This is a genomic window from Listeria sp. ILCC796, from assembly GCF_900186175.1.
Classification (GTDB): domain Bacteria; phylum Bacillota; class Bacilli; order Lactobacillales; family Listeriaceae; genus Listeria; species Listeria goaensis.
In genome coordinates this window covers 129934-143655 of record NZ_FYBV01000003.1, presented here as the reverse complement: position 1 = coordinate 143655, position 13722 = coordinate 129934, and the positions used below count along the sequence as shown (strand labels likewise).

The following is a 13722-nucleotide window of genomic DNA, read 5'->3' as shown; positions in this document are numbered from 1 at the left end:
TGTGAAAAAATGGAACTGGCTGATGTACTCGTATCAAAATCCGATGTTTTAAAAGCATATGAGGTGTTAAAATCCATCGTAAAACGGACTCCGCTCGAACTAGATCCGTATCTCTCGCACAAATACGACTGCCAAGTTTTCCTTAAACGCGAAGATTTGCAATGGGTCCGCTCCTTTAAACTCCGCGGTGCCTACTATGCCATTCACCGCTTAGGCGAAGCCGAACGCGCAAAAGGCGTCACATGCGCAAGCGCTGGCAATCACGCACAAGGCGTTGCTTATACATGTCAAAAATTGGGGGTAAAAGCAGCCATTTTCATGCCCACAACTACGCCAAATCAGAAGGTCACGCAAGTAAAATTTTTCGGTGGTGAGTTTGTCGACGTCATTTTAACAGGCGACACATTCGACGCATCTGCTGAATCTGCCAAAGCTTATTCAAAGGAGCATGAAACTACTTTCATCGCGCCGTTTGATGATCTTGATATCATTGCAGGCCAAGGCACGCTTGCTGTTGAAGCCTTTTATGACCTCGAAGCGGCTGGGGAAAAAGCCGATTACGTTTTCGCAGCAATTGGCGGTGGCGGCTTAATTAGTGGCATTTCGAGTTTCATGAAAGAAGCTAGCCCACATACGAAAATAATTGGCGTTGAGCCAAGCGGTGCACCTTCGATGGCGGCTGCCCTTGAAGCCGGCAAAACGGTCAATCTCCCCCAAATCGACAAGTTTGTAGACGGGGCGGCTGTGAAGCAAGTCGGTGAACTCACCTTTAAACATGCCGAGAAGTTTATAGATGGTTGCATTTCAGTCCCAGAAGGCGAAGTTTGCCAGACGATTCTTGAGATGTACACAAAGCAAGCGATTGTGGCGGAACCGGCTGGAGCCCTGTCTGTTGCGGCGCTCGAACACTATAAAGAAGAAATTAAAGGGAAAACGGTCGTCTGCGTGGTGAGCGGTGGTAATAATGACATCAATCGCATGCAGGAAATCGAGGAGCGCTCCCTTCTGTTCCAAGGTTTAAAGCATTACTTTATCGTAAATTTCCCGCAACGCCCTGGTGCGCTAAAGGAATTTGTTGGTGAGGTGCTCGGACCGCATGATGACATTACTAAATTTGAATACACGAAAAAAGTCAATCGTGGCAACGGGCCTGTTATCATTGGCGTGCTACTAAGTTATAAAGAAGACTATCCCGCGCTGCTCGAGCGAATGGGAATCTTTGACCCAAGTTTCATTCCGATTAATGATAATCAAACTTTATATACTCTTTTGGTTTAAAAAAAAGCGTTTGGGGTTGCCCCAAACGCTTTTCATTATTCCGTGATAATTTTATGCACCAGTTTCGGCGCTTCCGCCTGACTAGAAATGCGGATATTCTCATAAATTTTCTCTGTGACACCCGCCACATCTTCCTTATTGCTGAAAATGGTTACGAGAGAGTCGCCTGCTTGAACGGCATCGCCAACTTTTTTGCGTAACATCAGTCCAACCGCTAGATCAATTTCATCTTCTTTCGTTGCACGCCCGGCGCCTAGAATCATTGCGGCCACACCAATTTCGTCTGCTACAATTTCGCTCACAAAACCACTTTTTTTAGCAGGTACTTCAATTTTATATGTAGCTTGTGGCAATTTTTCTGGCGAATCTACAATGCTTGCATCGCCACCTTGGTTTTCTAAAAACTGTTTAAATTTCTGAAGCGCCTGTCCATTTTTCATAACAGCAAGCAATTTTTCGCGCGCCTCTTCTAAACTTTCTGCCTGCTTCGCTAACACTACCATTTGACTGCCTAGCACTAAAACAAGTTCCGTCAAATCAGCTGGACCTTCCCCTTTTAGCGTATCAATCGCTTCCTTCACTTCAAGCGCATTCCCAATTGCGTAGCCTAGCGGTTGCGACATATCAGAAATAACGGCCATCGTATTGCGACCAACACTGTTCCCAATGCGCACCATCGCCCGCGCCAAGTTTTCAGCATCTTCATCGGTTTTCATAAACGCACCCGCGCCAGTTTTCACATCCAAACAAATCGCGTCCGCACCTGCGGCAATTTTTTTACTCATAATTGAACTCGCAATAAGCGGAATGGAATCCACCGTACCCGTTACATCACGAAGAGCGTACAGTTTTTTATCGGCGGGTGTTAAGTTGCCAGACTGTCCAATGACAGCCACCTTATCGCGGTTCACAAGCTCAATGAAGTCATCTTTCGTAATCTCGACATGAAATCCTTCCACCGCTTCTAATTTGTCAATCGTGCCGCCTGTGTGCCCTAAACCTCGCCCAGACATTTTCGCAACCGGAACACCTAAAGCCGCAACAAGCGGAGCTAAAACGAGTGTTGTCGTATCCCCTACGCCACCTGTGGAGTGTTTATCTACTTTTATTCCGTGAATGGCCGACAAATCAATTGTTTCACCTGAATTCACCATCGCCATCGTCATATCCGCGCGCTCGTTATCTGTCATATCTTCAAAATAAATCGCCATGAGTAGTGCACTCACTTGATAATCAGGAATTTCCCCTTTCGTATATCCCTCAATAAAAAAATTAATTTCAGCCGTCGTAAGTTCGTGCCCGTCCCTTTTCTTGGAAATAATATCCACCATTCTCACGCTAACCACTCCTTATTTGGTATCGGTTACATTTTTAGTAAACCGTTTTACTTTTGACTAAAACTATCAGATATTTTCACTATACTTGAGGCTACCAAGTTCTGTCAAATCTTTTTTGTGCTGCCTCGCTCAATCAACTTTAAATCGAGTAAACGATTTTTCATTTTTTCTTCTGGGCAAGCAATTTTTTGCAAGAGAAATTCGGCTGCAATCGCGCCAATTTCATAGATAGGCTGGCGAATGGTTGTAAGTGGCGGCGTCATGAATTCCGAAAGTTCGATATCATCAAAGCCAATGACCGATAAATCCTCTGGAATTTTAATCCCCTTATCAAAAAGAAAGCGATAAAGTCCGACAGCCATTAAATCATTCGTTGCGAACACGCCTGTTACACCGCCTGCAAGCAACTTATCCCCAGCTTTAAATCCGCCGTCCATCGTCTGATCCCCGCTAGCAATCCAGTCTTCTGGTACGGTTATGCCCGCATCTTTCATACATGCCAAATAGCCTTCATAACGCTCAAATACGTTGTAAAATGAGTTGTCCGAAATAATAATCCCGATTTTTTCGTGACCAAGTTCAAGTAAATGTTTGGTCGCCATATAACCGCCCTCATAGTCATCAACAGCAATTCGTCCTTCTTTTTGTTCATTTCGTTGTCGGTCGAGTAAAATGTACGGTTTCTTTTTTTCACGCATACGTTCGAATACTTTGGAAGCTAAAATATTTGGGCTGGCAATAATAAGTCCATCTACAGCGCGGTGTAGTAGTTCCTCCACATATCTATCTTCGCGCTCTTTATCATTGGAAGAGTTGCAAAGCATAATCATGTAATCATGTTGATTTAAATAGTCTTCTGCCCCTTTGACCATTTGCGAAAAAAAAGCATCCGTCACTTCTGGTACAACCATGCCAATTGTATTCGTATGATTCGTGACCATATTTTTAGCAAAAAAATTCGGTTTATACGCCATATCTTTTGCTGCTTTTAACACGCGATTTTTAGTTACCTCGCTAAACCTGTCCCCTTTTCCGTTTAAGATTTGCGAAATGGCCGTAATCGAAACACCCGTTTTCTCCGCAATCTCCCGAATCGTTACACTCATGCCGTTCCCCCGCTTCCTTCAACGCTCCTCTTCATCATACACTAAAGCGACAATCGTTGCAACGCTAGCAATGTAAACGCATACTATTTTATTTTATAAAAAAGAAGCATGCCCGCATGCTTCCTCAAGTTATCCTAATAATCTGATGTACTCGTGCCGCCAGAAACAATAGCAACTCCCGCACTAGCGCCAATTCGTGTCGCACCTGCTTCAATCATCGCAAGAACATCTTCTTTTGTGCGTATGCCACCAGATGCTTTTACCCCAATATTCGGTCCAACTGTTTTGCGCATTAAAGTAATATCAGCTGCAGTCGCACCGCCTGTTGAAAAGCCTGTTGAAGTTTTTACGAAATCAGCTCCCGCTTTTACAGCTAGCTCACATGCACGCACTTTTTCATCGTCAGTTAATAAACATGTTTCAATAATCACTTTAACGAGTGTCCCATTCGCTGCATCTACAACGGCTTTAATATCAGCAAGAACTGCGTCATCGTTACCGTCTTTTAGTTCGCCAATATTAATAACCATATCTACTTCCGTCGCGCCGTTTTGGATAGCATCTTTCGTTTCAAAAGCTTTTACTTCTGCAGTGTTTGCCCCGAGCGGAAAACCAATAACCGTACAAACATCTACATCCGTTCCTGAAAGTGCTTCGCTTGCTAATTTTACCCATGTTGGATTGACGCAAACAGAAGCAAATTGATACTCTTTCGCTTCACTTGTTAGCTTTAAAATTGCCTCTTTGCTTGTTTCAGGTTTTAAAGCAGTGTGATCAATCATCTTCGCAATGTCCATTATTCAAAACTCCTTCGATACATGATATCTGTATCTTAACCTAGTTTTCACTGAAATACAACGGAATAAAAAAATCTAGCAAATATTTTTATTTGCTAGATTTTTGGCTTGGTCAAACTGAAAATTATAATTTAGTTACGTTTTCAGCTTGTGGGCCACGTTGGCCTTCAACAACTTCAAATTCAACTTCTTGACCTTCGTCTAAAGTTTTGAATCCGTCGCCTTGGATAGCGCTGAAGTGTACGAATACATCGTCTCCGCCTTCAACTTCGATAAATCCAAAACCTTTTTCACTGTTGAACCATTTTACTTTACCTGTTTGCATATTTCACAAACCTCCAAAAATTTACTAATATGGCCTTTCTCAAAAAAAACAAACTGGTTCGAGCTAAACAACAAACAACCGAGTGCTTTTTTAAAAAAAATTCACATATTATAAAAAGTATTCAAATGACAAGGCGAATACCCTTTATAACATGTGAATAGTTCTCATCATTACTTCATGATACAACTTGCTTATTTTCTTATCAATATATTTATATTACATCGTTCTACTCTAAAATGCAAGTAAAAAGTAAGGCGTTTACATGATTGAAAATTCCAACCCTTTTATAAAACTTAATAAAAAAAGTGAAGCTTTCAGCATCTTTTCTGAAAAACTTCACTTCAATTTGTTTGCTTATTCTACAACACTTTTATCGTTAAGACGCCATTTTTTTAACATATCATGAAGTGGCTTGCGAACTAAGAAATAAACACCTGTCGAAAGGAAAATCGATGCCATTCCGAATAAGAAACCTCCCAATACGTCTGTCGGGAAATGAACGCCTAAGTAAACACGAGAATACATCACATAGCAAATGATAAATAGTCCTACTACACCTACAACAATTTTCAGCCACATTTGACGCACCGTGAAAATCAAAAATAGTGCTGCTAATCCATAAAACACGCTTGTTGCCGTCGCATGCCCACTTGGGTAACTATAGCCAGTTTCAGAAATCAACCAATTTACTGAATCTGGGCGAGTGCGTTCAACTAAGTTTTTGAACAGTAAATTCAAAACGACTCCGCAAAGTAAAACTGTTCCACCGAACCATAGTCCAACTACAAATTTTCTCAAAATAAATAAGACAATCACGACGATAATCGTCATCACTATGATGTATTCAGCAGAACCAAAATGGGTCAGGAATTCAACCATGTTTGTCGTGCTCGGTTTAATGTTTCCTTCCCTAATGCGTTCAATCCACATTAAATCAAATTTCGCAACCCATCTTTGTTCCGATGCCACACTCATAAGTTCAATCAAAAATAGTAAAAGAGCAAATCCTCCTATGACAAAAAGTGGCAAAGCTTTCTTTCGATTTGTATTCATAAATTCTCTCCTTATTTTGTATCATTTAAAAATTGTTCCACTTCACGAACCATCTTTAGATAATTTTCCTGCTCACCCGTTTCAGAAAAAGCGGTAACTTCAAAACCATTATCACCCAACTCAAAAGTCCCAAAAGCCGTAAATGTCGCATTTCCGATAAGTTGGATGGATTTTTCATCCGCCTTCACACGAACACGTCCACCATCATTATAAACGTCAAGCACCTCATCCAGTTTATCATGGTCGATGAGTTTTTTAATCAGACTAGAGGCCGACATCGCCGTTCCACATGCATTAGTGAAGCCTACTCCTCGCTCATACGTGCGCACAAAAATCTTTTCCGGCGTAAGCTTACGAACAAAACTAACATTGACACCGTCCGGAAAATAGGGATTTTCCCCGTTCAAATAATGCGAGAGCTCCTCCTGCTTACTCGATTCCAAAACGGCCTGACTAGTAAACGTAATCAAGTGCGGATTCGGCACCGCCACCGCAGAAAAAGTCAGTTCGTCATCAAATTCAGGGATTTTTTCATTCAAAAGTTCTTTTTTCTCGTAGTTAAAAGGGAGACTTCCTAAGTCAAACAAAACGGGTGAAATTTCGACTTGATAGGTTGGAATGTCATAGCCGAGCGATTCATTTTTCTGAATCAAAAGATCCGCTTTCATCGTTTCAACTTTCGCCTCGTTTAAGTTTGCCTTCTCAAGCAAATAACGCGCGACCGTCCGAAGACCATTCCCACACATCGAAGCTTCCGAGCCATCCGCGTTAAAAACACGCATTTTCCCAATTGTACCCGCACGCCCAGTACTCACAAATAAAATTCCGTCAGCACCACGTAGTGCATTATCGCGCGCACAAATTAAAAGCGCCAAATTAGTTCGTCTTTCATCAGACCAATTTTCGATGTCATTTAAACGTTCATCGATGATAAAAAAGTCGTTTTGTGAGCCATGAACTTTAATAAACTCTATTTTCATTGCGTCAAAACTCCTCTCACTTTTTTATTAAGGAAAAGGGAGGTCGCTAGTAACGCCCTCCTCTACTCCTTTAATAGTTTTCCGTTACAATTGTCGCACAACGTCCGCAAAGCGTTGGATGAAGCGCATCTACGCCAACATCTTTTTTCACAACGCGGCAACGTTCACATGTTTCGCCTTCTGCTACTGTGATTTCTACGGCAACATGTTCACCTTTTACGGCTTGTTCATTCGCTTTTTCTAAACCAACGACCAATTCGAAATCCGATACAATAAAGAGCTGCGCAAAGTCACCTTGTAAGGAGTTAAATAGTTGTTCACCTTCTGTATCAACGTAAAGCGTTACTTTCGCTAGCATGGACTTCCCAATTAGTTTCTCATTTCGCGCTTCTTCAAGCGCTTTTTGGACGTCATCACGCACACGGAGGAATGCATCCCATTTTGTTACTAAATCAGCAGTATTTGCGTAATTTTGAACTTCTGGAAGGTCTTCTAAGTGAATGCTAGACGATTGTTCCCCGTTTAAATGGTACCACACTTCATCTGATGTATGTGGTAAAATTGGCGCCAGTAGTTTAGCCAGAGAAGAAGCGGCTTCGTAAAAGACTGTTTGCATTGCACGACGATCCGAACTATTTGCCGCTTCGATGTAAACGACATCTTTCGCGAAATCCATGTAGAACTGGCTTAGCATAACCGTACAGAAGTTATTGATTTGATGATAAATCGTCGAGAATTCGAACTTTTCATAGCCATTACGGACATTTTGCGTAAGCTCATTCAGTTTCACAAGCATAAATTGGTCTACTTCACGAAGATCCTGAAAAGCTACTTTATCAGTTTCAGGGTTAAAATCGCTCACGTTTCCAAGTAAGAAACGCATCGTATTACGGATCTTACGATAAACTTCCGACACTTGTTTTAAGATGTCATCACTAATCCGCACATCTGCTTGATAGTCAACGGACGCCACCCAAAGGCGAACAATATCCGCACCAAGCTGATTAATGACTTTACCCGGTAAAATCGTATTTCCAAGCGACTTACTCATTTTCCGACCTTCGCCGTCAAGCGCAAAACCATGGCTAAGTACATTGCGATAAGGCGCAACACCCGTCATAGCAACCGCCGTAGTTAAGGAAGAGTTAAACCAACCACGATACTGGTCGGAACCTTCCATGTAGAGGTCAGCCGGACGCGAAAGTTCTGGTCGACTCGCTAAAACAGCTTGATGACTTGAACCAGAATCAAACCAAACGTCCATAATATCCGTTTCTTTTGTAAATTCGCCGTTTGGACTTGATGGATGCGTAAAACCTTCAGGCAATAAATCCTTCGCTTCGCGTTCAAACCAAACATTCGAACCATGCTCTCGGAATAAATCGGAGACGTGCTTAATCGTTTCATCCGTGATGATGGGTTCCCCGTTTTCGCCATAGAAAATTGGAAGCGGAACCCCCCATGCGCGCTGACGCGAAATAACCCAATCGCCGCGGTCACGAACCATATTGTACAGGCGCGTTTCACCCCACGAAGGCGTCCACGTTACATCTTGAACGGCATCTAAAAGTTCACCGCGGAATTTATTAATCGAAGCAAACCATTGCGGAGTTGCTCGGAATATAACCGGCTTTTTCGTACGCCAATCATGCGGATAACTATGCGTAATGAATTCCATTTTAAGAAGCGCGCCCACTTCTTTTAATTTTTCCGTCACCAATTTGTTGGCATCATCATAAAACAGCCCTTCAAATCCGGGTGCCTCATCTGTAAATACCCCGCGCGAATCAAGTGGAGCTAACACCTCAAGCTCATATTTTTGCCCCACAATAAAGTCATCTTCCCCGTGCCCAGGCGCGGTATGAACTGCCCCAGTACCAGCGTCTGCTGTCGCGTGCTCGCCGTTAATAACAAGCGAATCGCGGTCATAGAATGGATGTTTCGCCACAACGCGGTCAAGTTCAACGCCGCGAATTGTTTTTTCAATGGTTACATCCGTCCAATCAAGTTGCTCTTTTAAGGAATCTACAAGCGCTGCTGCAACCACATATTTTTGCCCGCCAGTGTTCACAACCGCGTAGTCTAAATCTGGGTTTACCGTAATCGCCATATTAGCCGGAATCGTCCACGGTGTTGTTGTCCAAATGATAATTTTTGTGTCATTATCTAAGACACCTTTTCCATCTTTAACATCAAAAGCCACATAAATGGAGGCAGATGTTTTATCCTGATATTCGATTTCTGCTTCTGCTAGTGCGGATTCGCTTGAAGGCGACCAGTAGACCGGTTTTTTACCTTTGTAAATATAACCTTTTTTCGCCATATCGCCAAAAACTTTAATTTGCTCTGCTTCATATTCCGGTTTTAGCGTAATGTATGGATTATCAAAATCACCGCTAATCCCAAGGCGTTTAAAGCCTGTGCGCTGAATATCAACTTGCTTATACGCATACTCTTCACAAAGTTTACGAAACTCTGCAACCGTCATTTCTTTACGTTTAACCCCTTTTTTGGTTAAAGCTTGTTCAATCGGCAAACCATGTGTATCCCAACCAGGTACGTACGGTGAGCGGAATCCGGCCATAGATTTGTACCGCACAATGAAGTCCTTAATCGTTTTATTCATGGCGTGTCCCATGTGAAGTTCCCCGTTCGCATACGGCGGTCCATCATGCAAAATATAAGTCGGACGTCCAGCATTTTTTTCTTGAATTTTATGGTAAAGATTTTCACTCTCCCATTTTGCTTGCCATTCTGGCTCCTTATTTGGTAAATTTCCTCGCATTGGGAAAGCTGTTTTTGGCATTAATAATGTGTCTTTGTATTCCATTTTTATTTGGCTCCTTTAAGATTTGTATATTTTTTGTGAATCAACGCAGGGCTTTGCCCAGCCTTGTATTGGAACTCTAAACGCTGAAGCGTTAAGAGTTTTGTGGATCAACGCAGGGCTTCGCCCAGCCTTGTATTGGAACTCTAAACGCTGATGCGTTAAGGTTTTGTGGATCAACGCAGGGCTTCGCCCAGCCTTGTATTGGAACTCTAAACGCTGATGCGTTAAGAGTTCCAACAAAAAATCTCCTCCCTCAAAAAAGGGACGAGATTATCGCGTTACCACCCTTGTTGACAGGAATTTAATTTCTTGCCCACTCGTTCCAATAACGCTTGGCGGCGCTAGTTCTTACTGGATTCGGAACTAGAGATTCCAGAGTGATTTCTATTTTTCGTCCAATTTCAGTCTCACACCGTCACTGAATCGCTTGGATTGGGTTAGAAAAATATACTTGTCTCTTTCAACATCTATTTAGTCAATATTTTCTTCTGAATCGGCATCTTGTACTTCTTTGATGGATTTTAATTCTGTTGCGTCAACATCATATTCCATCATTTGTTGCCAATCGTCACTTTGGATTAAATCCATTTGTGCTTCTACAAGTAGGCGAAGTCTTTCACGGAAAACTTTGGATTGGCGTTTTAAATCTTCAATTTCAATCGCAATTTTACGTGCTTTTGAAAGAGAGTCAGCTAAAATTCGGTCTGCGTTTTTCTCTGCTTCACGAATGATTAATTTTGCTTCTTTTTCAGCAGATAGTTTCACTTCTTCGGCAGCTGTTTGCGCAACGATAAGTGACTTATTTAAGGTTTCTTCAATGTTTGTAAAATGACCTAAACGCTCTTCGTTGTTGCTAAGCGAATCCTCCATACGTTTCTTTTCTTTAATTACTTGCTCATAATCTTTGATGATTTGATCAAGAAAATCATTGACTTCATCTTCATCGTAACCTCTAAAACCACGGGTAAATTCTTTATTATGTATGTCCAGTGGTGATAATGGCATAGCTAACACCTCCATGCAAATTATAAAAACAGTTTTTAATTTTTTCTTTTAAATAGCTTTTCTGTAAAAATAGCCTAATATAAATTACATTTTACCATAAAGACCTTCGTTTTCATAGTTTTGTGTCAAATTTATTGAACTAGTATGCCTAAACGTCCTAACGCTTCAATAGCTTCATCTAATTGTTCGTCTGTATCTGCTTCAATTGTATGCAAATGAATACCATTAGTTAGCCCTGAAAGCATCATTGCGTTTGTTGCTCCGAGACGCCTAATAAATTTTTCAACATCAAAACGGTTGTTTAAATGTAACGACGCAACGATTTCTCCGTAAATGGGGTGTTCCACAATGACATCAATAATGGATACTCCATAATCAACAAGCGTGTTAAGTTCCTTTTCCGATTCTCGTTTCGTATGTTGACAAGCAATCACTCGCCTTGGCCGACTGCTCTCTGATACGTATAAATAGCCTTGTGGTGTAGAGATAACTGGTGAATTTGTTGCACGAAGAAGAGAAATATCTTGTACAATCACTTGGCGACTGACGTTTGTTCGTTTGGCTAGTTCTGCACCAGAAATTGGCTCGTCTGCTTCCATCAGCCATTTTGAAATCGATTTACGACGTTCCTCACCTAGCATTTTCTTCATTGGCACACCTCTTTAATTTTTATTTCAAAAAACCGATATCCATGCGAATTTTATCTTTTCTTGTTCGTCCATGTATATACAAAAGTTTAATTCGACCGTATCCGCGGACGGATAAGATGTCTGCTTCCTCACAATCAAAATCTGGATTCTCCACAACTTTCCAATTCACTTTAACAATTCCTGCTTGAATCATTTGTTTGGCTTTTTGCCGTGATAAATGTAGGGCATTAGCTACCACACTATCTAAACGAAGACTTGGAGCTGTAATCATTGTTTCTTCCCAGACTGGTTCAATTTGTAACGCCGCATCAAGCGGTAGCTTTTCAAGCGTAATATTGACTTTCCCGATTTTATCAAGTTGACTTGAAACATAATTTTCCATTTCTGAATCTACAAAAAATTGCCATTCCTCTTCTAAATTGACTATGTCACCAAAAATCTCCCTTTTTATTCCGAGTGACATAAGTGTTCCTAAAATCTTTTGATGCGAAAGCGTCGTGAATTTTACTGGGTAGCGAATATGGAAAAGCGCGATGTTAAAATCATCTATTGTTGATGTGTAATAATCTGGATAGATGAGTGCTCTTTTCCGTTCTGTAACAGGCGTTCCGCCGAAAAACTTCACTTCAATATTTTCATAACTGCCCACTATCGTTTGTACGATAAAACGTTGTCGTGGATCTAAAAAATCGGTTAGTTTCGGCGTATATTCATCTGTTACTTGCATCGTAATTTCTAATATTTGGTCAATAAAAGCATGTTCTTCCCCGCGAAAATGTTGATAAATCCCTTCCATTCGTACTCTCTCCTCTTTTTTAAACGCATATACATTTCATTATACCATGGATTTATAACGAACAAAAAAAGCCATGCCTAAGCATAGCTTTAAAATAACAATGGTAATACATATTTATAAATTAAATTTGTTAACACCGACATTGCAAATTGGAATGCAATAAAGGCAACAAGTGATGAGATGTCAAAAATACCAATTGGCGGTATAATCCTTCTAAACGGTTCTAAGATTGGTTCAAAGATTTTTCCTAGAAAACGTCCGATTTTAGATTCACGCGCTCCTGGGAACCAGCTCATCAAAAAGTAAACAAACATTAAAGTTGGCAAATAGCGAATGATAAACAAGATTACTTGCACAACTTGATATAAAAACAGTTCCAAAAAGAGTCCACCTCTCTAGTTACTTACATGAAGTCTTGTTCTTCTAACATTTCGGAAATAGATCCATCTACGTCTACATTTTCAGGTGTACATAAGAAAATATTATTTCCAATGCGCTGAATATCTCCGCCAAGAGCATATACAGTCCCACTTAAAAAGTCTACAATCCGAATCGCCTGATCATGGCTAATTCGTTGTAAGTTTACAACTAGTGTTTTATATTCTTTTAAGTAATCCGAAAGTTCTTGTGCTTCTGCATAAACACGAGGTTCAGCTAACACTACTTGACTAGAAAATTGCGCACCTTGCATACTTACCACCTTGTTGTTTTCAGATTCTTCCACTGCTCGGAATTTATTCTTAGCTGCTTTTTTTTGTACCATTGGTTCAGGCTCCTGTACTTTTTTTGATGTTGGTTCTTCGTAGTATTCTTCTCCATCTTCATCTAAAAAGAAAAAAGATTTAAATTTGTTTGAAAGTCCCATGATTTTTTGCACCTCCGTAATTAGTCGTTCACCAAAGCTCTACCTACTCGAATATGTGTAGCACCTTCTTCTATCGCAATCATGTAGTCATTCGTCATTCCCATCGATAGTTCCTTACATGGTACACGGTTTAAACCGAGCTTTTGAATGTCTAGTTGCAACTGCTTTAATTCGTGAAATACTTGATGTAACTCACTCACATCTTCCGTAAGTGGTGCCATAGTCATTAAACCAATAATTTCAATATTCTTAAAATCCGTCTCTTTCAAGAAACGAACAGCTGCTTCCCTAGTAAAGCCATGTTTTGCTTCTTCACCAGAAATATTAATTTGCAAGAAGCAAGGTGATGATTTTGTTGTACGTTTTTCAATTTCTTTTGCTAAACTAGGGCGGTCTACAGAATGAATGATGTCCACTTTATCCACTATGTCACGCACTTTTCGCGTTTGCAAGGAACCGATGAAATGCCAGACAATATCGGGCAAATCCTGTAAGGCTTCAAATTTTTCTAAAAAAACGTCCGCCCGGTTTTCACCAAAATTCCGTAAACCTAACTCGTATAGCTCTCGTATTCCAGCCACATCGATTGTTTTCGTGACTGCCACCAGATGGACATCATTAGTACGTCCAACTTTTTGGCAGGCTGCTTCAATATTTGATTCAATGTGACTAAGATTGTCTTTTTTCGTCATGATTACCT

14 protein-coding genes and 1 other annotated feature are annotated in these 13722 nt (G+C 40.9%); of the genes, 1 reads left to right on the top strand and 13 read right to left on the bottom strand.

Annotated features, from left to right (window positions below; translation table 11 throughout):
• Window positions 1–9 precede the first annotated feature (9 nt).
• Window positions 10–1278, top strand: a complete 1269-nt coding sequence (ilvA, locus tag CFS04_RS05330) for a threonine ammonia-lyase IlvA (RefSeq protein WP_088809591.1) — start codon at window positions 10–12, stop codon at window positions 1276–1278.
• Window positions 1279–1313: 35 nt separating this feature from the next.
• Here the strand turns inward: ilvA and CFS04_RS05325 are convergent, their stop codons facing one another.
• The 13 genes from CFS04_RS05325 to CFS04_RS05260 all read right to left on the bottom strand — a co-directional run bounded on the left by CFS04_RS05325 (window position 1314) and on the right by CFS04_RS05260 (window position 13714).
• On the bottom strand, window positions 1314–2615 hold the full coding sequence (locus tag CFS04_RS05325; RefSeq protein WP_088809590.1) for a pyrimidine-nucleoside phosphorylase: 1302 nt from the start codon (window positions 2613–2615) through the stop codon (window positions 1314–1316).
• Between the two features lie 104 nt (window positions 2616–2719).
• Window positions 2720–3721: a LacI family DNA-binding transcriptional regulator gene (locus CFS04_RS05320; RefSeq protein ID WP_088809589.1), complete on the bottom strand. Its 1002-nt coding sequence runs from the start codon at window positions 3719–3721 to the stop codon at window positions 2720–2722.
• 134 nt (window positions 3722–3855) lie between these two features.
• Window positions 3856–4518: a deoxyribose-phosphate aldolase gene (deoC, locus tag CFS04_RS05315; RefSeq protein WP_088809588.1), complete on the bottom strand. Its 663-nt coding sequence runs from the start codon at window positions 4516–4518 to the stop codon at window positions 3856–3858.
• A 124-nt stretch (window positions 4519–4642) separates the two neighbouring features.
• Complete coding sequence (cspD, locus tag CFS04_RS05310) at window positions 4643–4843, bottom strand: cold-shock protein CspD (RefSeq protein WP_007472424.1); 201 nt, start codon at window positions 4841–4843, stop codon at window positions 4643–4645.
• A gap of 354 nt (window positions 4844–5197) precedes the next feature.
• Window positions 5198–5896 carry a phosphatase PAP2 family protein gene (locus CFS04_RS05305; protein WP_088809587.1) on the bottom strand — a complete coding sequence of 233 codons (699 nt, stop codon included), beginning with the start codon at window positions 5894–5896 and terminating at the stop codon, window positions 5198–5200.
• Window positions 5897–5907: 11 nt separating this feature from the next.
• Window positions 5908–6876 carry a diaminopimelate epimerase gene (dapF, locus tag CFS04_RS05300; protein WP_088809586.1) on the bottom strand — a complete coding sequence of 323 codons (969 nt, stop codon included), beginning with the start codon at window positions 6874–6876 and terminating at the stop codon, window positions 5908–5910.
• Window positions 6877–6946: 70 nt separating this feature from the next.
• Window positions 6947–9706, bottom strand: a complete 2760-nt coding sequence (gene ileS, locus CFS04_RS05295) for an isoleucine--tRNA ligase (protein WP_088809585.1) — start codon at window positions 9704–9706, stop codon at window positions 6947–6949.
• A gap of 257 nt (window positions 9707–9963) precedes the next feature.
• Window positions 9964–10179 (bottom strand) — a binding site (T-box leader).
• Entirely contained in the window at window positions 10178–10711 is a 534-nt protein-coding gene (locus tag CFS04_RS05285) for a DivIVA domain-containing protein (protein WP_088809583.1), read from the bottom strand. Its footprint overlaps the feature before it by 2 nt.
• 131 nt (window positions 10712–10842) lie before the next feature.
• A complete protein-coding gene (locus CFS04_RS05280; protein ID WP_088809582.1) occupies window positions 10843–11361 on the bottom strand; it encodes a transcription repressor NadR in 519 nt (172 codons plus the stop codon).
• A 19-nt stretch (window positions 11362–11380) separates the two neighbouring features.
• A complete protein-coding gene (locus CFS04_RS05275) occupies window positions 11381–12157 on the bottom strand; it encodes an RNA-binding protein (RefSeq protein ID WP_088809581.1) in 777 nt (258 codons plus the stop codon).
• Window positions 12158–12246: 89 nt separating this feature from the next.
• Window positions 12247–12537, bottom strand: coding sequence for a YggT family protein (locus tag CFS04_RS05270; protein WP_088809580.1), 291 nt, complete (start codon window positions 12535–12537; stop codon window positions 12247–12249).
• A 23-nt stretch (window positions 12538–12560) separates the two neighbouring features.
• Window positions 12561–13022 carry a cell division protein SepF gene (locus CFS04_RS05265; protein ID WP_088809579.1) on the bottom strand — a complete coding sequence of 154 codons (462 nt, stop codon included), beginning with the start codon at window positions 13020–13022 and terminating at the stop codon, window positions 12561–12563.
• A gap of 20 nt (window positions 13023–13042) precedes the next feature.
• Window positions 13043–13714: a YggS family pyridoxal phosphate-dependent enzyme gene (locus CFS04_RS05260; protein ID WP_088809578.1), complete on the bottom strand. Its 672-nt coding sequence runs from the start codon at window positions 13712–13714 to the stop codon at window positions 13043–13045.
• Between the last annotated feature and the right edge of the window lie 8 nt (window positions 13715–13722).

Bases quoted from the DNA above. Each gene is read 5' to 3' on its own strand.
- ileS (WP_088809585.1), bottom strand. From the start codon at position 9,706: ATGGAATACAAAGACACATTATTAATGCCAAAAACAGCTTTCCCAATG.
- dapF (WP_088809586.1), bottom strand. From the start codon at position 6,876: ATGAAAATAGAGTTTATTAAAGTTCATGGCTCACAAAACGACTTTTTT.
- CFS04_RS05280 (WP_088809582.1), bottom strand. From the start codon at position 11,361: ATGAAGAAAATGCTAGGTGAGGAACGTCGTAAATCGATTTCAAAATGG.
- CFS04_RS05320 (WP_088809589.1), bottom strand. From the start codon at position 3,721: ATGAGTGTAACGATTCGGGAGATTGCGGAGAAAACGGGTGTTTCGATT.
- CFS04_RS05285 (WP_088809583.1), bottom strand. From the start codon at position 10,711: ATGCCATTATCACCACTGGACATACATAATAAAGAATTTACCCGTGGT.
- deoC (WP_088809588.1), bottom strand. From the start codon at position 4,518: ATGGACATTGCGAAGATGATTGATCACACTGCTTTAAAACCTGAAACA.
- CFS04_RS05305 (WP_088809587.1), bottom strand. From the start codon at position 5,896: ATGAATACAAATCGAAAGAAAGCTTTGCCACTTTTTGTCATAGGAGGA.
- CFS04_RS05275 (WP_088809581.1), bottom strand. From the start codon at position 12,157: ATGGAAGGGATTTATCAACATTTTCGCGGGGAAGAACATGCTTTTATT.
- CFS04_RS05265 (WP_088809579.1), bottom strand. From the start codon at position 13,022: ATGGGACTTTCAAACAAATTTAAATCTTTTTTCTTTTTAGATGAAGAT.
- ilvA (WP_088809591.1), top strand. From the start codon at position 10: ATGGAACTGGCTGATGTACTCGTATCAAAATCCGATGTTTTAAAAGCA.
- CFS04_RS05260 (WP_088809578.1), bottom strand. From the start codon at position 13,714: ATGACGAAAAAAGACAATCTTAGTCACATTGAATCAAATATTGAAGCA.
- cspD (WP_007472424.1), bottom strand. From the start codon at position 4,843: ATGCAAACAGGTAAAGTAAAATGGTTCAACAGTGAAAAAGGTTTTGGA.